Origin of the sequence: Lachnoanaerobaculum sp. MSX33, from assembly GCF_000512995.1 — a bacterium.
Lineage (GTDB): Bacteria > Bacillota > Clostridia > Lachnospirales > Lachnospiraceae > Lachnoanaerobaculum.
Map to the genome: position 1 here is coordinate 70,600 of NZ_AZXX01000089.1, position 23,395 is coordinate 93,994.

Sequence of the window (23,395 nt, forward strand, 5' to 3'; positions counted from 1 at the left end):
TCACCTATTCTATAATTATTTTAACTATAAATTTTACCTTGCCATAGTTCTTGTCGTTGATTACAAGATCCTCTAAGCTGCTTACAGCAAGCCTATATTCTCCTTTTTGAGCATTTTTTACCTGATGAAGACTATCACCTTCCCACTTTACATTAAGCTTTACTCCGTTATTTTCTCCGCTTAATTTAAGTCCTATAAGCGCTTTATCTTCAAGAGTCACTCCGTTAACGGCTTTATATTTTAACGTTTTATCCGCATATAAATGTTCATTCAGTACTATAAAGTCTTCACTCAAATTTTCCGCTGCACTGTTTTTTTCACCTTTATTAGGAGTACCTTCATTTACTTTGGGTAGGACTTCACTCTGAGTTTTCTTATTTTCCGTAATCTTTCCGGTACCTGTCTTCTCCTCCGGCTTAACTGTATCTTTATTTTGTGGTGTTACTTTTTCTTCGGTTTCTTTATCACTTTGAGCTTTATTTTCTTTTTGACTGTTGTTTCCAAAATAACTGTCTGATGAACCGTTACTTCTACTTCCCTTTATTATCCTCTTAACAGATCTTCTACCGTCAGGCTTATACTCCTCCGGATTTGGCAAAGGTACTACCTTTCCGTCAGGTCCCAAATTTGTATAGGAAATATTTTTACCGAGGCTTTTTGCCGATTGTAACTTTGAGTTTGAAAGTTGCACCTCAAAGTTTTGGCTTCCTACAGCAATATAGATTTTGCTTATGTCTGAATTTATAATCCTTAACCTTCCGTTACTTGCCTTTTGGTTTATAAGTATCGGAGTCTGTATTTTTATATTTTCTATAACGGCATCATTGGTATTGACAACTATAAAAGCCTTTGACTTATTGTTTTCATCCGCCTTAAAATTTTGAGAGGTATTGATGACCGTAAGGAAGAGCTCTTTAATTACATCCCTTAACTCACCTCTGTTTAAAACTTTACCGGGCTCAAAGTTCTTATCTTTTCCTTCAATAACACCAAGGTTTTCAAGTTCTTTTATATAGCCTCTTGACCATGACTGTAATTTCTCATCATCAATAAAAGCTGTTTTCCCCTCAGCCGCTTCAATGCCTATATACTTTGCAAGCAGGTAATAGACATCTTCCTTTTTAGGACTTTCATAAAGATTGGCAAATGATACATGCTCATCTATTATATTTAGTCCTTTTAATTTCTCTACAGAGCTTTTAACATACTCTTCATCCGCATTTGCGTAATTTCCTATGTCCGCTATGTCGGATCCCAAGTTGCCTGAAAGCTTTTCAAGTAATATAATCAAGTCTCTTTTGCTGATATTTACTTCGTTATCCGTATATGTTTTTTGCTCCGCTTTTGCAATTGGAGCAATAAAAAACAATTGAATACATATAGCTATGCTTAACAACAAAGTAAATTTTATTGCTTTTTTCATACTCATTTGTTTCTCCTGATTTTATTTTTAAAATGTTTTATCTTCTGAATTTATCCGGACATAAGAAGATAAAGCACTTCAAATTTTTTAATCGCACTTATTGGCTAAACAATATCTATATATACATATTGTAGTAAATTATATCAGGAAAAAGTGAAATGTAAATAATATGCATAATTTTTTTTGAAAAAAATTTAATCTCTACATAAAAAAATATCCCGACAAATACAAGGCATTTTGTCCTTGTGACTTTGTCAGGATATTCATTATAAAAAATTTTATTTTCTAAGCTTTTTGACTGACCTTGTTTTCATGACCGAAAATAAATGAACTTTTCGGCTCAAGAGCAAGCATCAATAAATTACCTAAAACACCTACCGCAAGGACTTCTCCTATACCCACTGTAAACATCATATAAGGTATCAAGTCCGGTAAACCGTAAGCATACTTCAGTACAAACGGAATAATAATTGCGTTTGCAAGTATCGGCGGTACACATACCAACCATTTTGAAATACTTCTGAGTCTATAGCTTAATATTGCTCCTATAAGTGTAGCCAATGTTCCGAATATAATATCTGGAAGTGCCGCTCCGCCAAGTATATTTGCCAAAAGGCATCCTATACTCACTCCCGGTATTGCCGCCACTGTAAAAAACGGCAGAATACAAAGTGCCTCAGAAATTCTGAACTGGATAGCACCGAAGCTGATAGGGGCAAATGCAAGTGTAAGCACTACATATACTGCCGCTATGACTGCACCCTGTGCCATCATTTTTGTTGTGGTATTTTTCATATCTTCTCCTTTAGTTTTGTTTTAGGTGAGGAAGGTTTCGAACTCACCAAGTACGCTAGATACTTTACGGTATTTTAAAGAATAAATCAAGTGTTTTCTCGGTATTCATATGTTTTATACTATAAACATGCTTTATAGATTTCAACTATATCCTCATTGGTAAGTGCTACAAAGGCATCTTTTAAATATCCTCCGATATTTGCATGCTCAGCCATTGCCACAAAATGCTTATCGTCAATACCAAGCTCTGTAAGAGTCATAGGAATACCTGTTTCTTTAAAGTAATTTTCAAGTGCATCTATTCCGGCAAATGCCAGCGCTCTATCATCACCGCTAAGCCCCATTACATTCTTTGCAAATTTTACAAATCTCTCTGTCGCACTTGCATCTTTATTAAGAATATGGCGCATCCATCTTACCGTTAAAATAGCAAGACCTACTCCATGAGTAATATCATAATATGCGGAGAGCTCATGCTCCATTGCATGGCATGGCCATCCTGTTTCCTGCTTGCCGTACTCAGGGATTCCCGAGCAAGCTACTGAAGAATTCGCCATAAGATTTGCTCTTGCAGAATAATTTGTAGGATCTTTAAGTGCAATCTTACAGTTTTTCATAACGGACTTTAATATAGTCTCCGCTATTCCGTCCGCTAAATCGCTGTCCATTGTTCTTGAAAAATAGACTTCAAATATGTGGCTCATTATATCCGCACTGCCTGCGGCTGTCTGATAAGGTGATACCGTATAAGTATATGTAGGATCGCATATACTTACCGCAGGATATGTATATACCGCACCCAATTTCTCATTTGTATCAAGATTTGAGATTACTCCTCCGGCATCAAACTCCGAACCTGTTGCACTGAGTGTAAGTATATCTACAAGTGGAAGTGCTTTTGCTCTTCTAAAACTTGTTTTTACCATTTCCCAAAGATCATCACCCTCATAGTAATATCCTACCGCTATTGCCTTTGCACAATCAATGGTACTTCCTCCACCTACCGCCAAGATTACATCTATATTATTCTCCTTGCAAAGTTTGACTCCACGTTTTACTGAAGTTATTCTTGGGTTTGGCTCTATTCCGTCACATTCGGTGATATTGAAATTATTCTCTTTTAAAATCTTTATCACTTCATCATAAAGCCCTGTCTTTTTGATTGAGCCGCCGCCATAGGCAAGCAAAACATTTTTACCGAAAGGCTCCAATGATTTTGCCAGTCTTTTAATCTGTCCCTCACCAAAATACAATTTGGTAGGAATATCATGTTTGAAACTAAGCATATGTACCTCCACTTTTCATATACTCAACCTGGGAATTTTACTTTCAAAATCCCTATAATATTAGCTTTATTTTAATACAATACTCAGTACATCTTCAACTCTTTTTACAGGAATTATTTCAAGTTCATTCAAAACTTCCTCTGCCACCTCTTTTAAGTCATCCTTATTCTCATCAGGTATAAATACTTTCTTTATTCCCGCTCTTGCGGCAGCCATAAGTTTTTCCGGAAGTCCGCCTATTGGCATAACATTTCCTCTTAGAGAAACCTCTCCCGTCATAGCATACTCGGGTGATACCGGAATATTATTTACAAGTGATGCAAGCGCTGTAGTCATTGTAATACCTGCACTCGGTCCGTCCTTTGGTACCGCACCTGCCGGTACATGTATATGAATATCATTTTTTTCAAATACTTCATAGCTTTCAGGATACATAGACTTTACAAGGCTGAGTGCAATATCAACACTCTCCTTCATTACATCACCAAGCTGACCTGTGATTTTCACCTTGCCCTTGCCTTTTGTAAGCATTGTCTCGATAAAGAGTATTTCTCCACCTACAGCAGTCCATGCAAGACCTGTAACTACCCCTGCCTGCTTCTTCTCTAAGATTCCCTCATGTCTGACAGGTCTTTGATCAAGGTATTCCTGCAGGTCTTCGGGCTTTACATCCAATATTTCTTTATTGTTCTTAACAAGCTCAACTGCGGCATGTCGGCATAGAGCACTTATTTGCTTCTTTAATCCACGTACTCCTGCTTCCATAGTATAGCCATTTATAAGCGCTTTTATGGTCTCATCCTCTATTATGAGATTGTCCTCACTGATACCTGCCTTTTTCTTTGCCTTAGGTATTAAATGATCCTTTGCAATGGAAAACTTCTCAAGTGCGGTATATCCTGTAAATCTGATGACTTCCATTCTGTCAAGCAGTGGTCCCGGTATGGTATCAAGAGAGTTTGCGGTACATACAAATAATACATCTGACAGATCATATGGTACATTCATATAGTGATCTGTGAAAGTATTGTTTTGCTCGGGATCGAGCACTTCAAGAAGTGCACTTGCAGGATCTCCGTTGTATGATGATGCGAGCTTATCAATCTCATCCAGTACCATTACAGGATTTGATGTACCTGCCTTTTTCATACCGTCCATTATTCTTCCCGGCATTGCACCTATATAAGTTCTTCTATGTCCTCTGATATCGGCCTCATCTCTTACACCGCCGAGTGAGATTCTTACATACTCTCTACCAAGTGCCTCTGCAATACTCTTTCCGATACTGGTCTTACCTGTACCCGGCGCACCTACAAAGAGCAGTATTGAACCGCTTTGCTTTTTATTTAAAGACATTACCGCAAGTTGCTCTATAATTCTCTTTTTAACCTTTTTGAGTCCATAATGCTCTCTGTCAAGGACTTCCATAGCATTATCAAGCTCGATATCCTTCGGCTCTTCTTTTTTCCAATGTAGGGAAGTGACAAAATCCAAATAATTGTAAAGCAGTCCATACTCATGGCTGTCCTTCCCCTCCTGCTTCATTCGATTGAGCACATTGTCGGCTTCTTTTCTTGCAGTCTCATTCATTCCGGAGTTTTCTATTTTTTCTTCAAACTTTCTTACTTCGGAAATGTTTTCGGGATGCATCTCATCCAAGGCTTTTTGAAGGAAATTTATCTGCTTTTTGATAGCATCTTCCCTATAAGCCTTCTCATGAAGCTCTTTTTGTGCCTGCTTTGCCTCTTCACTTACTTCATTTATAGCCATAAACTCTCTGGCATACTGAGCTATAAGCTCAGCCCTTGCTTTGGTTGAATCCTCCGACAGCACAGCATACTTTTCTTCGGGAGTAATATTCATAAAAGGCGAAAGTCCTACCATCACCTCATTCATATTCTTCCATGCCAGTACATAGCCTCTTGCCATAAGTCCCCATTGAAACTTGGTAACATAACTTAAAAGTTCATCTCTAAGTCCGACAAGCATTGCATTTGCATCATTAGGATCCAAATCATCTATCTCAGGTCTTTGTACTCCAATAACATTTTGAGTATCAAAGTCTATATATTCAACATTTATTCTGTTAAATGCCTCAAGGTTGGCACCACCCTCATCATCTACAGACAGCACCTGTCCCGCAACAGCTATAGGATAGATATCTTCCATTGTAATATCTTTATCTTTCGGCTCTCTCAGGTAGAGAAATGTTACCTTTTCGCCAACAGATATCTTATCTACACCGGCCTCCTGTAAATAGTCTTTTCTGAAATATATTTTTGAACCCGGTAAAACCACCGTATTATATGTCGGTATTAATATCATATAACCTCCTTTATTAGCACTTATTATCAAAGAGTGCTAAAGCGAATTTATAAAAAAGAGGTTGAAACAATGGCTTGTTTACAACCTCCCCATCTATATGGCTAAATTATATCACTGGCACTCTCATCCGTCAAGTGATAATTAGATTTTGTAAAATTTAATAAACATAATAGCTTTACTCCAGCTTTAACATAATAGCTTTACTCCAGCTTTAACTTGACTATTTTCCTGTATTTGGTGTATACTTCTTATAGCCAAAGGAAATAAGTTCCATATGGACACAACGAAAGCCCCGGGAGGTTCGAGCTCCCGGGGCTTTCTTCTTGTTTTAAGTACAAGCAAACTCTAGGCTAATTGTCGCTATCATTTCTGTCCAGCCACTTGCAAATATAGTAGCCAACTATACTTGCTATAACAGAAACTAAAAAGGAAATAAGATACTCCACATGAACACCCCTTTTCTGCTGCCAGATTGGGTGCGACAACATGTTCATTATAACTTAATATTATGCTCTAAAACAAGACTTCTATTCTACAGACCTTTAATCGCCTTTGCCAAGCTGTCAAGTGCCATCTTCAAATATTCTCTCGGACATGCGATATTAAATCTCTCAAATCCTTCTCCGTCTACTCCGAACATAGCTCCCGAGTCAATCCAAAGTTTAGCCTTATTTACTATCAGATCCTCTCTCTCCTCTTCGGTAAGACCAAGCTCTCTAAGATCCACCCATACAAGGTATGTGCCTTCCGGCTCTATAAGTTTTACCTGCGGAATATTCTCTTTTAAATAGTCTCTAAGGAAATCGAGATTTCCCTTTATATACTCTCTTACAGCGTCCAGCCATTCCTGTCCTGACTCATAAGCAGCTCTTGCAGCTACAAGTCCCATAGTATTCATCTGTGAATATCCGGATTTTACTATCTCATTTTTAAAAGCATCTTTAAGCTTCTTATTTTCTATAAAAATATTTGAAACCTGAAGACCTGCTATATTAAAGCTCTTACTTGGTGCTGTAGCAATTACCGAATTTGCCGCATACTCCTCTCCCAATGAAGCAAATACCGTATGCTTATTTCCGGGATATACAAAATCAGCATGAATCTCATCACTGAAGATTACCACATTATGCTTTATACAGATATCGCCTATTCTTTTTAACTCTTCCTTACTCCAAACCCTACCTACCGGATTATGTGGAGAGCAAAGTATGAAAAGTTTTACCTGATTTTCCACTATCTTCTTTTCAAAATCTTCAAAATTCATCTCATATCTGCCGTCTTTGATTACAAGCGGCGAGTTTATAAGCTTTCTGTTATTACTGAGTATCATCTCACTGAAAGGATAGTATACAGGTTGCTGTATGATAACACCGTCTCCTTCTTTTGAAAATGCCTTTACAGCCATTGCTATGGCATATACCACTCCCGGTGTCTTAACTAATGTACCTTTTTTAGGTTCCCATGAAAAGTTCTTTACAAACCAGTTTTTTACCACTTCAAAATAGTCGGACTGTACTTCCGTGTATCCGTAGATTCCATGGTCAACTCTTCTTTGCAAAGCGTCTGTAATCGGCTGTGCCACAGGAAAGTCCATATCGGCAACCCAGAGTGAAAGCTCGTCACCTTTTTTACCTCTAAGCTTTGCACAGTCAAACTTCAAGCTGTCTGTACCTTTTCGGTCTATGATCTTATCAAAATCGTACATATAACCCCCTTATTATTCCAATGCTCTTTCCAGATCCTTTATCAGATCGTCGACATTTTCTATTCCGACAGAAAGTCTCAAAAATGTATCTGTTATTCCAAGTCTCTCTCTTACCTCTACCGGTACATCCGCATGTGTCTGTATCATGGGGAAGGTAATCAAAGACTCTACTCCGCCAAGACTTTCCGCATATTTTATTATTTCAATTTTTTCAAATGCATCTCTTGCAGTTTTGGCAGTATCCGTTGTGAATGCAATCATTCCCCCAAAGCCTCTTGACTGGAATTTGTTTATCTCATATCCCGGATGCTCAGGCAAACCTACATAATATACATTTGTAACCTTTTTATTTGTTTTTAGGAAATTTGCAATCTTTAATGCATTTTCCTGTATTCTGTCCATTCTTACTGCCAATGTTTTCAGTCCTCTAAGTACAAGGAAGCTGTCAAAAGGTGAAAGGCTTGGACCGATTGTCTTATACATAAATCTGATTTTTTCAGATAATTCTTCATTTGCAGTGCATACAAAACCTGCCAAAGTATCATTGTGACCTGCAATATATTTTGTACCGCTGTGGATAACAATATCCGCACCGAGCTTTATCGGGTTTTGAAAATACGGACTTAAAAATGTATTGTCAACAATCAATAAAAGATTATGCTTCTTTGCAATCTTTGCCATCTCTCTTATATCTGTAACAAGCATTGTAGGATTGCTTGGTGTTTCAATAAATATAGCCTTTGTATTTTCATTTATTGCATTTAGTACATTCTCAGGATTTGTTGTATCGACATAGCTGAATTTTCTGCCTCTGTCAATTCCAAGTGTATTAAAGAGTCTGGTACTTCCGCCGTAAATATCCTCCTGAGATATTATGTGATCACCTGCATTAAAAAGCTCAAGCACCAAAGAACATGCCGCCATTCCGGTAGAGGTAGCCACCGTATCATAAGCACCTTCCATAGCACTTATACAGTCCTCAAGCTCCGTTCTTGTAGGATTTGATTGACGTGAGTAGTCATATCCTGTACTTTCGCCTACTCCCGGATGAGAGAAAGTAGCTGTCTGGAATATCGGCACCGTCATTGCACCGTATGCATGAGCATTCGTATCTTCATTTGGACTGTGTACACATAATGTTTCAATATTCATAAATTCACCTGACTTTTCTAAAAACTATTATTAACAATAGAAAATATTTTACAAGTTCATATTTTCCCGGTCAATAAGATGTTTTCTTGCTCTGGTTATAAGGAAAGCCTATATCTATAAATTATACTTATTCTTATAAGCGATAATGGCGGCTACCGTCTTTGAATCCTTCAATTCACCCTTGTAAATCAAATCTACCAGATCCTCAAGTGCCCACTCTTCCACATCAATGCTCTCATCTTCATCAAGATGCTGCTCACTCTTAATAAGATTTTTTGCCACAAAGATATCAATTTCCTCATCTCCGAAGGCCACCATAGTATCAATTCTTATCAAAAACTCAAGCTCATCAGGTGAAGCAACTTTATAACCGGTCTCTTCTTCAAGTTCTCTGAATGCACATATTCTTCTGGGCTCATCCTTTGAATCAACCTTTCCTGCGGGAAGTTCAAGAGTATATCTGTTAAGCGCATTTCTGTACTGACGCACCAGAAGTATCTTTCCGTTTTTAAGTACAGGTACTACCGCAGCCGCACCGTTATGTTGTATATAATCCCATACGGCTTTTCTGCCGTCTATCAACATATGGTCTTTATAGACCTTTACTATTGCCCCCTCATAGGCAAGCTCTCTTTTTTCCCTGATTATATCTCCCATGCTTTCTCCTTATCCGACTTTAATATATCAGCCATATTGTTTAAAAATTCAATCGCCTCATTAAGGCCCTCACCTGTATAATCAAAATACCGGTCTTTTTTCTTATCATCTTCAGTATGGTCAAAATTAAAGGGCTCAGGCCATACTGTCAGTTTCAGCTTGGCCTCGCCCCTCTTATCCTTTGGCGTAAAATTTACCTTTTCAAGCGGATCTCTTCCCAGCCTGAATCTTACGCCCTCCAGACTTCCTGTGAAATATTGGCCATAATCATAATATCCTATATTTAACAAGTCACCTTTTTTTAACATAAAAACATATCTCTCAAATCTTCCACATTCTTTACAATGTAATTTGCGCCTTCAAACTCCTCCAATCCGCCATAACCGTAAAGTACTCCTATACTCTTAAGACCTGCATTACCTGCACCTACTATATCATGGCTCTTGTCTCCAACCATTATAGCAAAGCCCCTGTCCATTATTTTGTTTGTCTCAAGCACATACTCAATCACTGCGGTCTTTGTGGCTCTCTTTGTGTTAAAATCTCCGTCTGAGCCGCCTACAAATGTAAAATATTTGTCCAGTCCGAAATGCTCTATAACTCTTCTTGCCTCTCTTTCAGGCTTTGAAGTCGCCAAATAAAGCTTATATTCTTTTGACAGACTATCAAGCATCTCTTCTATACCGTCATAAAGCTCACATTCAAATATACCTACAGTTCTGTAATAATCATGGAATACATCAAGTGCTTCCTTATATTGCTCCAGACTGAATCCGTAAAAATTTGTATAGCTTTCAACCATCGGAGGCCCTACAAACTTTTTTAAATCATCAAGATCTTCATATATACCGAAGTGCTCCAATGATTTTTGTACACCCTTTGTGATACCGAGATCCGACCTTACTATAGTGCCGTCCAAATCAAATAAAATATGCTTTTGCTTCATTACTGCTCCTTAACTAAAGAAGGCTTTAACTTCAATCCCACCTTCTCAATTCTCGCATGATCCATTTTCTTTACTGTCAAAATAATATTGTCAAATGTGATAACTTCTCCCTCTACAGGCAGTCTTCCAAGCTTCTCCATTATGATTCCGCCTATAGACTCATACTCCTCGGAACTCAGTTCCAGTCCTATTCTGTCATTGACATCATCCAGATTTGTAGAGCCGTCTATAAGGTACTCCGTTTCGGAAATCTTTGTTATACCTTCATCCTCATCCGCATCAAACTCATCTCTGATTTCACCTACAATCTCTTCAAGCATATCTTCCAGAGTAATCAGTCCTACAGTTGTACCGTATTCATCCAGCACTATTACTATATTGGCACCTGTCTTTCTCATATCCACCATAAGTGATGAAGTCTTTTTATATTCATAGGTATAAAGAGGTTCTCTCAAATGCTCCTTTACAGAAAAATTCTCCTTATCCTCTATCAGCAAGAAGTCTTTTACATTAAGTATTCCGATAACATTATCAGGGCTTTCTTCGTACACCGGTATTCTGGTGTATCTCTCTTCTCGAAAGATTTTGAGTATCTCTTCATAAGAGGATTCCACAGACACCATCACCATATCGACTCTAGGGAGCATTATATCTCCCGCAACCGTATCTCCGAAGTCCACCACATTTACAATCATCTTTTTTTCTTCTTTTTCAATAACTCCGTCCTCATGGCTGACCTCCACCATTGCTCTAAGCTCGTCCTCTGTCACCATATTATTGTCATCATTATTTTTTATAAATAACGAGATAACTATTCCTGCCACTTTATTTACTATATAGATTGCAGGTGTCAAAATAACAACCAATACGGAAATAATTCCGATATATTTTAATGCAATATTCTCTGCATTCTTTGATGCTACATTCTTAGGTGTTATTTCGCCGAATACCAGTATAAGGAATGTCAATATACCTGTAGCAATACCTACCAGACTGCTGCCGAACATCTTTAATGTAAGTGTTGTGGACAGTGCCGAAGCGGAAAGGTTTACTATATTATTTCCTATCAAAATGGCGGAAAGCATCTTATCCGTATTTGCTGTGATTTCCAAAACCTTTTCAGCTCTTTTATCACCGTTTTCCGCCAAATTTCTTATTCTTAATTTATTTGAAGTCATGAGGGCTGTTTCAGCAGATGAAAAGAATGCTGAAGCAGACAATAATAATACCAAAATGACTAACTGTAATATGTCACTCGTTTCCAAAATTTCTCCTATAATCGAATTACTCTTCTTCGGATACAATATCCGGCAATATTTCTTTTGTTTTTTTCTTTACTCCGAAAGGCATTATCAGACTGCCGAGCAATATAAATATATCTCCCAGGTTAAAAATCACCTTATCGGCGCCCTTAGTCTTTATGCGTATATAATCCACCACATAGCCTCTTGTAAATCTGTCAAAGATATTACTTAGAGAACCGGCAATAACAAGGATTAGAGACAACTTTCTGATAGTATTTCCCTTTTTAGGAAGTAAAACAGACAGTACTCCCACCAGTATCGAAGTAATAAATACCGGAACATACTTTACTATTTTCTTCTTTTTCTTAAGCTTTCCAAATACAAAGCCGTCATTGTGAAATTTATCTATTTCTATCTTTTTTGCAAAAGTTCTCGGCAGTTCTTTTTTGTCCATTGAATTTACTGCATATTTCAAAACTATATCAAGACCTGCAAGTATCGGTATCAAAACAGCAAACATATATCCTCCTATATATTTCTGAACACTATATTCGGACTGCCCTTGTGCTCCAAATAATCTCTTGTAATAATAACTTTACCGATATTTTTATCCTTCGGTGTCTCATACATTATATCGAGCATAAACTCTTCAATAATGGAGCGAAGTGCTCTCGCACCCGTATCCTTTTTCATAGCCTGTTCGGCAATCCAATCCATCGCATCATCATCAAATGAAAGCTCCACTTCATCCAGTTCCAAAAGTCGCTTATACTGTTTTAAAATAGCATTCTTAGGCTCTATAAGAATCTTTTTGAAAGCCTCTTTATCAAGCTTTGAAAGTGTACATATAACAGGCAGTCTTCCTATAAATTCAGGTATCATACCGAATTTTCTTATATCCTCATTTGTGACCTTTGCATAGAGATTTTCATCATTATCATATTTATCTTTAAGATCCGAATTAAATCCCATGCTTGTATTTTTTTGAAGTCTTTCCTTTATAATATCATCAAGCGCAGGGAAGGCTCCACCGCATATAAAGAGTATATTATCAGTGTTTACAGTTTCCATAGGTGCCATAACATTCTTTTGATTTGTACCTACAGGTACCTCCACCTTGCTGCCTTCCAAAAGTTTTAAAAGCTCCTGTTGTACGCTCTCACCGCTTACATCTCTTGAATTGGTATTTTTCTTCTTTGCAATCTTGTCTATCTCATCTATAAATACGATACCGCATTCAGCTCTTTCCACATCATTACCTGCTGAAAGTAAAAGCTTTGATATAACGCTTTCTATATCATCACCTATATATCCGGCCTCGGTAAGAGAAGTTGCATCGGCTATAGCCAAAGGCACATTAAGAAGTTTTGCAAGTGTCTTTACCAGATAAGTCTTTCCGCTTCCCGTCGGTCCAATCATAAGGATATTTGACTTATCAACTCTTGTTCCTTCCTTATCCTTGTCTAAAAATATTCTTTTGTAATGATTGTATACTGCAACAGAGATTATCCTCTTGGCCTGATCCTGACCTATTACATATTCATCCAGCATCTCTTTTATTTTATGCGGCGCAGGTATATCCTTCATTGTAAAAAGAGGCTCTGTTCTCTTCTCATCTCTTTTCTTGACTCTGGCTCTTTCGGGTATGGGGTTCAAATTCATATTCGGTATTGTAAAGCTGCCAAGGTCCACATTTTTTAAATCGTCCATATTGATTTTTGACATATTGGTAAGCTTACTCATATCCATACTCTGCATAGAGTTGAAAGTTTTCTGTATACAGTCGGGACAGATATCTATACCTCCGGGCATTGATATCATCGTACCGGTCTTTGATTCCGGTCTCCTGCACATATAACATATTTTTTCATAATTATTATTTTTATCGTCTTTATCGTTTTTATTATAATCTATCTTGTCTTCCATTTTTCCATTCCTAATGTTTCAAACAGTTTTATGTTATTCTAGCACAAAAAGAAAAAATGTGCCATATTAGGGAAATACGGCACATTTTTATATTTATAAAACCTTACTGAGGAAGGTCTTAAGTCTTTCATTTTTTGGATTTGTGAAGAATTCCTCAGGTGCATTCTCTTCCACAAACTCACCTTCATCAAGGAAAACCACTCTGTTTGCCACCTCTCTGGCAAAGCCCATCTCATGTGTTACCACTACCATGGTCATCTTCTGCTGTGCAAGATCCTTCATAACTGTAAGCACTTCTCCTACCATCTCGGGATCAAGTGCTGAGGTAGGCTCATCAAAAAGCATTACATCGGGTTTCATGCAAAGTGCTCTGACTATAGCAACTCTTTGCTGCTGTCCGCCTGAAAGCTTTGAAGGATATTCATTTGCTCTGTCCGCAAGTCCTACTTTTTCCAAAAGGCTCATGGCATACTCCGTTGCAGACTCTTCATCAACACCCTGAAGCTTCATAGGTGCTATAATTAAGTTTTTAAGCACTGTCATATGTGGAAAAAGGTTAAACTGCTGAAAAACCATTCCCATTTTCTGACGATGTAAATCTATATTTACATCTTTTTTACATATGTCCGTGCCTTCAAACAATATCTCACCGCTGCTTGCTTCCTCAAGTCTGTTTAAGCATCTGAGAAATGTTGACTTACCCGAACCGGAAGGGCCGATAAGACATACTACATCTCCTTTGTTTATATCCAGAGAGATATCTTTAAGTACCTGCTTTTTATGAAAATGCTTGCTTAAATTTCTTACTTCAATAAGGTTTTTACCTTCCACTTCTAGCCAACCTCCTCTCAAGTAATTTTACCAAATAACTGAACAGCATTACCATGATAAGATAGAGTAGAGCAACCGCAAGGAAAGGCATCATTGCCGAATATGTTTTGCTTCTTATAACATCTCCCGCCTTTGTAAGATCATCCAAAGCAATATAACTTGCTACCGAGGTCTCCTTCATCAAAACGATAAACTCGTTTGCAAGAGTAGGCAATATATTCTTTATAGCCTGAGGCATTATTATAGTTATCATTGTCTGAGGATAGCTGAACCCCAAACTTCTTCCGGCTTCCATCTGTCCTTTCGGTACGGAGTTTATACCTGAGCGGAATATTTCAGCCTGATATGCTCCCGAGTTTATACCGAATGCAAGTATTGCGGCAAAGCTTTTATCTATTCTTACAGAACTGAATATAACAAAGTATATTATAAGGAGCTGAACTACTACAGGTGTTCCTCTTATTACTGTAATATAAATATTGCAAAGGAAGTTTAAAAACTTCAACTTCTTTGTATTATCGTATATATTTCTTACAACAGCCACTCCAAACCCCAGTATAAAACCAAGGATAACAGCAAAAAATGTAATCTTTAATGTGACGGCAAGTCCGTTTATGAGTAAAAGCCATCTGTTATCCGTTATAAAATTTAAAATAAATTGTGATTTTAACTCTTCAAACATATTAATTTGCCTTGATATATTTTGCAATAATGCTGTCCACTATTCCGTCAGCCTTTAACTCTGAAAGTGCCTTATTAACCGCATCTAAAAGTGCTGTATTACCTTTTTTGATTGCAATGGCATATTCCTCTTCTGCATATGCCTCGTCTAAAGTCTTAAGTCCGCTTGTCTCTTCAACAAACTTCTTTGCCACCTCACTGTCGATAACTACCGCGTCTATCTTTCCCTGGCTGAGTGCCTGAACCGCATCCATACCCTTTGCATATCTCTCAACAGTTGCACCCTTTATATCACTAACCAGGATATCTCCTGTAGTACCTGTCTGTACACCAAGTGTCTTGCCTTCAAGATCCGCACCTGAAGCTATAGTCGAATCATCTTTTACTATGATAAGCTGCTTTGATGTTGTATATGTATCTGAAAAATCAACACTCTGCTTTCTCTCCTCTGTAGCTGAAATACCTGCAATACCTACATCAGCTTTACCCGATGTTACCTCAAGGATAACGGAATCAAATGCTATATCCTCCACTTCAACTTCAAGTCCGAGCTTCTTGGCAACTTCTTCCGCTATCTCCATATCAATACCTACAATTTTATCACCGTCGTGGTACTCATATGGTGGAAACTCCGCATTTGTTGCCACTATAAGTTTTCCTGACTGTATAGTTTTTACTTCTCCTGAAGCTGTATCTGCCGCACTCTCATTTGCAGCCTTTGTTTCGGCAGTCTTTGAACCGCCACATGCTACCAAACCTGTTGCCATCAATCCCGATATAACCAATGCTAATATTTTCTTCTTCATAATATCCTCCATTTGTATATTTATCAATCACTATTGCATAATAATACACTCTTTTTTATAAGAATGCAAGAGTATTTTTAAAAATAAACATAGGAAAAGACTCCAACTCTGTATTTTTATAAGGTTATAATCCTAACCATAATAGTCCATACAAAATTAGAGTCCTAAATCCCAGCGTTTCATACCCAATAAATGCAATATATTTTCTCAGCTTATACTGCTGCTGAAGTTAAATATTTTTCCATCTCGTTCACGGCATGTTCTTCATCATTACCGTCTGCTGATATGTATACCTCTTTGCCATCACCAAACTTCAATGTCATCATGCCCATGATACTTTTTGCATTTACTTTTTTAGTACCACTTTCCACATAAATCCTGCTTTCAAACTGGCTGGCCACCTGTACTAGCATAGCTACCGGTCTGGCTTCAGTTTTTGCATCAATTGCAACCTTAACTGACTTCCTAACCATTTTCTCTCCTTACTTGTTCTCTTAACTGGCTTGCGATGTTTGAGAGTTTACGCAACCTATGATTAACCCCACTTTTCCCGAGCTGTGGACTAATCATTTTTCCAAGTTCCACCAATGAAGCATCAGGATTTTCCAGTCTGGCATTGGCTACCGCCTCCAGATTTGATGTCAATTTATCAAGTCCCATCATCTCTTTAATAAGTTGTATATCCTCAAGTTGAGAAAGTGATGCTGAAACCGTTTTATTTATATTTGCAGTCTCGCAATTCACTTTTCGATTTACATCGTTTCGCATTCCTTTTAAGATTCGAATATTTTCGAAACTCATAAGCGATGTAGGTGCTTCCATCAGACCAAGTGCCAATGATATTTGCTCACTGTCCTTTATGTATACTACATAAGCTTTTTTTCTTGTAGTAATTTTAGGTAATAATGACAAGTCTTCCATCAATTCTTTTAAAAAAAGTGCATCCTCCATAGTTGAACATACTATCTCCAAATGATATCCTTTTTCGGGATCCGTTATTGAGCCTGAGGATAGAAATGCTCCTCTAAAGAAGGCCTTTTTACAACATGAATTCAGTAAGACCGTATTACTGCCAAGAAGCAAATCGTCTACCAACTCTTGATTTTTAAGAAGCTTTATAGCTTTAAGCACCTCTTTGGCCCCTGCAGCGTCTACAATACTTACAGAATACAGGCGCTTACGTTTCACCAAAGTACTATTGCTTATTACTACATCTGTATTTATATTAAATGTTTTTTTTATTAATGTAAAGTACTTTCTGGCAAGTCCTGAAAATTCAGTGTTTATTTTTAAAGACAATTCACCACTTTGTGATAAAGAAACAGTACCAATGAAGTAAACAATTGCCAAAATTTCTGCAAGTATGCAATGCCTAACCGTAGGATTTATCCTTGCGATTTCATTTTTCACTTCTGAAGAAAATGTCATCCGCTCTCCTATCTTTGTGAAATTCTTGAAATATTTTTGCCCATATCTCTGTGTTCCAGTCTGACACCGATACCCTCTATATTATCAAGTCTTTCTTTAAGAGCCGCCGCAATAGCTACCGAACGGTGTTGTCCGCCTGTGCAACCTATGCCTATTACCAAAGCGCTCTTACCCTCATCAATATATCTGGGTATCAGAAATTTAATCATATCATCCAGCTTATCAAGAAAAATATCCGCATCATTATTTGAGAAAACATAATCCGAAACTTCCTTTTCTTCACCTGTTTTCAACCTTAGCTTTTGATCGTAAAAAGGGTTCGGTAAAAATCTTACATCAAATAACAGATCGGGATCATCCGGTATACCGTACATATATCCGAATGAAAGCACTGTAACAAAAAGATTATTAAAAGACTTTCCGTCAACATAGATTTTTTTAAGTTCCTGTTTCAACTCTTTAGTCAAAAATCTGCCTGTATCAAGTATTCTGTCCGCTCTCTCTCTTAAAAATGCCAATCTTTCTCTCTCAAGATTTATTCCGTCTATAAGTCTGCCCTCTGCGGCTAAAGGATGATTTCTTCTTGTCTCTTTGTATCTTTTTATCAATGTTTCATCATCCGCTTCAAGAAAGAGAATTTCCATATTGATTTTTTTATGGCTGAGTTCATCAAATACTTCCTGTAATCCGTTAAGTCCGCTTCGGATATCGATACCTAAAGCTATGCCCTTCATACCTCTTTCGGATTCGATTGTAAGATCTACAAAGTTTAACAAAAGTTCTACCGGCAAATTGTCGACACAGTAATATCCGAAATCCTCAAACATCTTTAATGCAACAGTCTTACCTGAACCGGACATTCCTGTTACAATTATCATCTTCATATCAAATCATCCTTACTTCACATTCAAGTTTTACACCGAACTTTTCACACACTTCTTTCTTTATATGTTCTATCAGCTTCTTTATATCATCAGATGAGGCATTGTCATAATTTATTACAAAACCGCAGTGTTTTTGAGATACTGCGGCACCTCCGAGCCTGAAGCCTCTAAGTCCGGCATCATCTATAAGTTTACCTGCAAAATACCCTTCAGGTCTCTTAAATGTGGAACCTGCACTGGGATACTCCAGCGGCTGTTTTTCACTTCTCCTGTTGTTTAAATCCTCTATTTGTGCTCTTATTTCATCCTTATTTCCATGCTCAAGTTTAAGCTTTGCAGCCAGTACAATCTCTTTATTTGCTAAAATATTACTTTTTCTGTAACCGAGGTCAATTTCTGAAACATCTTTCCATTTAATGCTTCCGTCAGCACAAAGCACCTTCACTTTCGTCAGTACATTTGACATCTCTCCGCCATATGCACCTGCATTCATTACTATCGCACCGCCAAGGCTTCCCGGTATACCGCAGGCAAATTCAAATTCCGTCAGTGAATTTTCCATAGCATAATCACTTATCTTATCAAGTCCCAATCCGGCACCTGCTTCTATAATATTGCCCTCATGTGTAATACTGTTATTTAAACAAACCGTGGAGATAATCACTCCGTCATAGCCTTTGTCATCCGCCAGTATATTGCTGCCTTTTCCAAAGATATAATATTTTAAGTTTTCTTTTTTTATTATATCCATACATCGGCTCAGTTCTTCCTCAGTGACGGGAGTCAGAAAATAATCACACTCCCCTCCTACTTTAAAAGTAGTATGCTTTTTTAACAATTCACCGGTTTTGCAATTTTCACCAAGGATACTTTTAAAATCCATCTGCATTTTGTCTCCGCTACTATTTTAATATCAATCTTTTCCGGCTATATTTGCCTGTACTCTGTTGTAGAGTTCCTTTGCCGCATTGTATCCCATCTGTTTCTGTCTGTGATTTACAGCCGCGGTTTCTACAATGATTGCAAGGTTTCTACCGGGTCTTACAGGTAAAACATGACATACAACCTTATTTCCCAAGTACTCTATATAATTATCCTCAAGTCCGAGTCTGTCATAGTCCTTATTTTGTACCCAATCTTCAAGCTGTATTACCAGATCGATGGACTGGGTATCCTTAACGCTGAGTACACCGAATAACGCCTTTACATCTATAATTCCTATTCCCCTAAGCTCAATAAAATGCTTGGTTATATCAGGTGCCGTTCCTACCAAAGTCTGCTGTGACACCTTTCTGATTTCAACAACGTCATCGGATACAAGTCTGTGACCTCTCTTTACAAGTTCAAGAGCCGCCTCACTCTTTCCGATACCGCTGTCTCCGGTTATAAGTACTCCTTCACCGTATACATCCACCAAAACACCATGTATGGAAATAACAGGAGCCAATTGTACATTAAGCCATCTTACAAGCTCTGCGGTAATATAAGTTGTAGACTGTTCAATGCCGAGACATGGTACACCATAATGTACACAGTAAGAAATCATATCCTCATCCGGCTTTATTCCTCTTGCATATAGTACACATGGAACCTTATATGAAAGCAGCTTATCATAGGTTTCCTTTCTCTTTTCGTCATTCAATGTCTGAATAAATGCATTCTCCACATTACCTATTATCTGTACTCTTTCACTGTCAAAATGATCAAAGAAACCTGCCAGCTGTAATGCCGGTCTGTTTATATCAGGATGCTTCAATATTATAGATTCCGTATCTATATCCGGTGTGAAGTTTTCCAGATTCAAATCCTTTATTAGTTCCTTGATTGTTACGTTTTCTCCCATAGTACCTCCTATCATGATTCCCCCTATCTTAAGACTTATCCCAAAAGCTCAAGCAATTCCTCTTTTGAAATATTTGCCAAGGATATGCCCTCTTCAAAGTTTAATACTCTGTCAGCCAAATCCTTCTTTGACTCTTGAAGCTTAACTATCTTCTCTTCTATAGTTCCCTTTGCAATAAGTCTGTAAACCGTTACTTTATTTTTTTGCCCTATTCTGTGGGCTCTGTCTGTGGCCTGATTTTGTGCCGCAAAATTCCACCACGGATCATAGTGAATAACTATGTCGGCACCTACAAGATTAAGACCGGTACCTCCCGCTTTCAATGAAATAAGGAATACATTTGTATCGTCATTATTAAAATCATTTACAAGCTTGATTCTTTTTTCTTTACTTGTAGAACCTGTAATAACATAGCTGCTTATATTTTCTTCTTCAAATCTCTTCTTTATTATATCAAGCATTGAAGTAAATTGTGAAAATAAAAGAATTTTATGTCCTGCTTCTATACCGCTTTTTACAAGATCGATGCAGGTTTCAAGTTTTGCTGAATCTCCGGTATAATCTTCAAAAATAAGCCCCGGATCGCAGCAGATTTGTCTTAACTTTGTAATCTCCGACAATATTATCATCTTTGAACTGTTATATTCTTCATTGCCGTTTAATACATTTTTCAGTTTGGTAAGTTCGGTATCATATGCCAACTGCTGCTTTTTATCAAATCTTGATACTCTGACTTCTTCTATCTTATCCGGCAAATCCGTTGCCACCTCGGACTTAAGCCTTCTAAGTACAAAAGGACTGATCATCTTTGAAAGAAGCTTTGCGCTTTCATCATTACCGTCTTTTACTATAGTATTTTCATACTTTGATTTGAATGAATTATAACTGTACAAAAATCCCGGCATTATATAATCAAAAATACTCCAAAGCTCACTTAATCTGTTCTCTATCGGTGTTCCGGTCAAAGCATACTTTACATCAGCTTTCACAGTTTTTACCGCTTTTGCAACTCCGGTATTTTGATTTTTTATAAACTGGGCCTCATCAATTATCTGATGAGAAAATCTCATATCATGATACAGTGAAATATCTCTTCTTAAGGTATCATAAGAACTTATATAGATATCAAAATCTTCATGCTCTTCAATACTTTTTTGCCTTTCTTCTTTGGCGGCTGCAAGTACACATACTCTAAGTTCACCCTTTGTATCAAATTTTGATATTTCCTCACTCCAATTATATACTAAAGATGCCGGACATACTATAAGAGCTTTTTTAAGTCTTCCGTTCTTTTTTGCATCTATCAAAAGAGATATAATCTGCAGAGTCTTTCCAAGTCCCATATCATCTGCCAAAATCCCGCCAAATCCCAGCTCTTCCACGGAACGCAACCATTTAAAGCCTTCTTTTTGATATTTCCTTAAAACATTTGACACTTCATCCGGCGGAACAAAGTCTATGGATTTTATATTGTCAAATTTCTCAATCAGTTTTACAAAACTCTCATCTCTTCTTTCTACCAGTTCATTATGCGCTTCCATCATTTCATCAATATAGAGTGAACGATACAAAGGAACTGTAAGTGCACCGGTTCTCAAATCTTTCGGAGAAATTTCCAGTACATTCAGCATCTCATTGAAATTCTTCATGTACTCGGAATCCATATTTATAAAAGCTCCGCTCTTTAAACGATAATATTTTTTCTTTTTTCTGTAACTTGTAACAATATTTGCAAGTTCCTCTACACTCATATCATCTGATAAGAATTCCAGTTGCAAAAGATTTGAATTTACAGATACTCCCACTCCGGCAGCAGGCTTTTTGTATACTCTGATATTATTGAAAGCTTCGCTTCCAAGTACCTTCCCATATTTATTTAATTTATCAATACCCGAAACCTTCAGCTCATAAAGTTCCTCTTCTGTCTCTGCACTAAGGAAATTTTGCTTATCCTCATTGGGAAGATATATTTTTAAAGCCTCTATAGCCTTTTCTTCCCGTTTTTGATTTCTTAAAAGCTCATTATCATTTCTTTCAAATATTTTCCCCGATAAAATATCCACTCTGCCGCCGGTATAAGTTGCTTCCGCTCTTCCCGTTACAATGTTATCTTCCATATCAAGATAATATGTAATCTCCGGCTTTTCAGGCACAAAACTTATTGCCTCGGGAGCATTATCTACTATATTCGCATAATCTTTTATACTTGGCAATACATTGGAATAAAACCTGCCTATATTTTTTCTTCCTATCTTTATCTCCCGATATCCGTACCCTGACTCATTCATTGCTTTAAATATCTTCAAAAGATTTTCATCACATCTGTTAAGATAATTATCTTTAATGCAGTATACATAATTGTTTGATATAAACGACAGAGGAAAATCCACTTCCAGGTTTATACCTGCAAACAGATCTCTGTCATAAATAGAATTTATCCCGATAGTAATCTTTTCATTGAAATCTCTAAGTTCAATATCTGTAACGGTTTTCTTTGAGAAGTACTCTGTTGTCAGCTCTACTTTTTCTCCGACAAGTAAGTTGTAAATATCATCTATATTTGCTCCGTCTACCGGTATTTTCGATACATTTAGGCCTGTCTTTACATAATCAAGCAGTTTATAGCTTATAGAGGCCTCTGTATCCACAAGTCCTTCAATAAACTTTACATACTTTATACTCTTATCGTCAAATGCCCCATATCCAAGCTTAACACTGTCGTTTTTACCAAGAGGATAAATTTCATTATCTCTTAGTGCATCAACAAAATTCCTGTAACTTTTTATCTGCACAAGCTTTTTTCTGCCGATTTTAAACTGTATATATAAGCTTGTATCATACTCGCTCTTATACGACATTATAAGCTTAGGTACTATATGTACAGGTTCTTCATTAATGTCGGTTTCTTCATCAAAATGCGAAAGAAAAGCTTCCCCGAAGTAATTTGTTTCATCCCCCAGCTCATGGCTGTCTAAATATGCATTTAAAAGAAACACCGTTGCAACCACATGTTCGCAGTTCCTTGTATCATTAAGGTACCCTCTGATTCTGTTTTTATCAGAACATTTCGAACAACTACAATATGCTCTTTTTAATCTGTCTTTGCCAAACTCTATATCCACTTTGCAATTTTCAGATGATTCAACCTTTGCAACCGCTATTCCGCAAACGTTAGGATCCTGAGTATAATATCCGTATGCATTTCCATATGATATTATACCGTCGCTTACTTCAGTCAAACGTACCTGATTGTTTTTTATCAGCTCTTTAGCCTTCTTTGCAGTATCGGCAGACATAGAAAGGCTATCTATAATAGCCTCTCCGTCGAAGTATTTATAAATAGCCTTTTTCTCTTCCGTATCCGAAGCGGATATCATATCCGCCTTTATATTTTCCATATCTTCTTTTTCTTTTTTTAAATCAGCGGCTGTTTTCACGCCGTCAAGAAAACGAAAATCCATTT

General features: G+C 37.3%; 21 protein-coding genes. All 21 read right to left on the reverse strand.

All coding sequences use genetic code 11. The annotated features are described in order from the left end of the window. Positions 1-4 precede the first annotated feature (4 nt). The 21 genes from HMPREF1495_RS11145 to HMPREF1495_RS11245 all read right to left on the reverse strand — a co-directional run bounded on the left by HMPREF1495_RS11145 (position 5) and on the right by HMPREF1495_RS11245 (position 23,393). Positions 5-1,429: an S-layer homology domain-containing protein gene (locus HMPREF1495_RS11145; RefSeq protein ID WP_034214833.1), complete on the reverse strand. Its 1,425-nt coding sequence runs from the start codon at positions 1,427-1,429 to the stop codon at positions 5-7. A gap of 279 nt (positions 1,430-1,708) precedes the next feature. Continuing rightward, entirely contained in the window at positions 1,709-2,218 is a 510-nt protein-coding gene (locus tag HMPREF1495_RS11150; RefSeq protein WP_034214835.1) for a QueT transporter family protein, read from the reverse strand. Between the two features lie 119 nt (positions 2,219-2,337). After that, a complete protein-coding gene (locus tag HMPREF1495_RS11155; protein WP_034214837.1) occupies positions 2,338-3,504 on the reverse strand; it encodes an iron-containing alcohol dehydrogenase in 1,167 nt (388 codons plus the stop codon). Between the two features lie 66 nt (positions 3,505-3,570). Beyond that, the gene (gene lon / locus HMPREF1495_RS11160) at positions 3,571-5,829 is read right to left on the reverse strand and encodes an endopeptidase La (RefSeq protein WP_034214839.1); all 2,259 of its coding nucleotides are present in this window, start codon (positions 5,827-5,829) and stop codon (positions 3,571-3,573) included. Positions 5,830-6,361: 532 nt separating this feature from the next. Then, positions 6,362-7,534 carry a MalY/PatB family protein gene (locus HMPREF1495_RS11165; RefSeq protein WP_034214841.1) on the reverse strand — a complete coding sequence of 391 codons (1,173 nt, stop codon included), beginning with the start codon at positions 7,532-7,534 and terminating at the stop codon, positions 6,362-6,364. 12 nt (positions 7,535-7,546) lie between these two features. Then, entirely contained in the window at positions 7,547-8,686 is a 1,140-nt protein-coding gene (locus tag HMPREF1495_RS11170; protein ID WP_034214844.1) for a trans-sulfuration enzyme family protein, read from the reverse strand. A 114-nt stretch (positions 8,687-8,800) separates the two neighbouring features. Next, the gene (locus tag HMPREF1495_RS11175; protein ID WP_034214847.1) at positions 8,801-9,343 is read right to left on the reverse strand and encodes an NUDIX domain-containing protein; all 543 of its coding nucleotides are present in this window, start codon (positions 9,341-9,343) and stop codon (positions 8,801-8,803) included. Continuing rightward, positions 9,331-9,651 carry a hypothetical protein gene (locus HMPREF1495_RS11180; RefSeq protein WP_034214850.1) on the reverse strand — a complete coding sequence of 107 codons (321 nt, stop codon included), beginning with the start codon at positions 9,649-9,651 and terminating at the stop codon, positions 9,331-9,333. Before HMPREF1495_RS11180 ends, HMPREF1495_RS11175 begins: the two co-directional genes overlap by 13 nt. Then, entirely contained in the window at positions 9,645-10,289 is a 645-nt protein-coding gene (locus HMPREF1495_RS11185) for an HAD-IA family hydrolase (protein ID WP_034214853.1), read from the reverse strand. The genes HMPREF1495_RS11180 and HMPREF1495_RS11185 overlap by 7 nt, the downstream gene beginning before the upstream one ends. Continuing rightward, complete coding sequence (locus HMPREF1495_RS11190; RefSeq protein ID WP_034214856.1) at positions 10,289-11,554, reverse strand: HlyC/CorC family transporter; 1,266 nt, start codon at positions 11,552-11,554, stop codon at positions 10,289-10,291. Before HMPREF1495_RS11190 ends, HMPREF1495_RS11185 begins: the two co-directional genes overlap by 1 nt. Positions 11,555-11,573: 19 nt before the next feature. Next, positions 11,574-12,053 (reverse strand): signal peptidase II, encoded by a 480-nt coding sequence (locus tag HMPREF1495_RS11195; RefSeq protein WP_034214858.1) that lies wholly within the window; start codon positions 12,051-12,053, stop codon positions 11,574-11,576. A gap of 8 nt (positions 12,054-12,061) precedes the next feature. Beyond that, positions 12,062-13,459 carry an ATP-dependent Clp protease ATP-binding subunit ClpX gene (gene clpX / locus HMPREF1495_RS11200; RefSeq protein ID WP_007594326.1) on the reverse strand — a complete coding sequence of 466 codons (1,398 nt, stop codon included), beginning with the start codon at positions 13,457-13,459 and terminating at the stop codon, positions 12,062-12,064. A gap of 93 nt (positions 13,460-13,552) precedes the next feature. Then, a complete protein-coding gene (locus tag HMPREF1495_RS11205; protein ID WP_034214862.1) occupies positions 13,553-14,290 on the reverse strand; it encodes an amino acid ABC transporter ATP-binding protein in 738 nt (245 codons plus the stop codon). Further along, positions 14,280-14,972, reverse strand: a complete 693-nt coding sequence (locus tag HMPREF1495_RS11210; protein ID WP_034214864.1) for an amino acid ABC transporter permease — start codon at positions 14,970-14,972, stop codon at positions 14,280-14,282. Before HMPREF1495_RS11210 ends, HMPREF1495_RS11205 begins: the two co-directional genes overlap by 11 nt. A 1-nt stretch (position 14,973) precedes the next feature. Next, positions 14,974-15,777 (reverse strand): basic amino acid ABC transporter substrate-binding protein, encoded by an 804-nt coding sequence (locus HMPREF1495_RS11215; RefSeq protein WP_034214866.1) that lies wholly within the window; start codon positions 15,775-15,777, stop codon positions 14,974-14,976. 212 nt (positions 15,778-15,989) lie between these two features. Then, the gene (locus HMPREF1495_RS11220) at positions 15,990-16,250 is read right to left on the reverse strand and encodes an HPr family phosphocarrier protein (RefSeq protein ID WP_007594339.1); all 261 of its coding nucleotides are present in this window, start codon (positions 16,248-16,250) and stop codon (positions 15,990-15,992) included. Further along, the gene (gene whiA, locus HMPREF1495_RS11225; RefSeq protein WP_034214869.1) at positions 16,243-17,205 is read right to left on the reverse strand and encodes a DNA-binding protein WhiA; all 963 of its coding nucleotides are present in this window, start codon (positions 17,203-17,205) and stop codon (positions 16,243-16,245) included. Before whiA ends, HMPREF1495_RS11220 begins: the two co-directional genes overlap by 8 nt. 8 nt (positions 17,206-17,213) lie before the next feature. Then, positions 17,214-18,089: an RNase adapter RapZ gene (rapZ, locus tag HMPREF1495_RS11230; protein WP_007594342.1), complete on the reverse strand. Its 876-nt coding sequence runs from the start codon at positions 18,087-18,089 to the stop codon at positions 17,214-17,216. Position 18,090: 1 nt separating this feature from the next. Continuing rightward, on the reverse strand, positions 18,091-18,972 hold the full coding sequence (murB, locus tag HMPREF1495_RS11235; protein WP_034214909.1) for a UDP-N-acetylmuramate dehydrogenase: 882 nt from the start codon (positions 18,970-18,972) through the stop codon (positions 18,091-18,093). Positions 18,973-19,002: 30 nt separating this feature from the next. Continuing rightward, positions 19,003-19,932 carry an HPr(Ser) kinase/phosphatase gene (gene hprK / locus HMPREF1495_RS11240; protein ID WP_007594346.1) on the reverse strand — a complete coding sequence of 310 codons (930 nt, stop codon included), beginning with the start codon at positions 19,930-19,932 and terminating at the stop codon, positions 19,003-19,005. Between the two features lie 35 nt (positions 19,933-19,967). Next, complete coding sequence (locus HMPREF1495_RS11245) at positions 19,968-23,393, reverse strand: DEAD/DEAH box helicase (RefSeq protein WP_034214872.1); 3,426 nt, start codon at positions 23,391-23,393, stop codon at positions 19,968-19,970. Between the last annotated feature and the right edge of the window lie 2 nt (positions 23,394-23,395).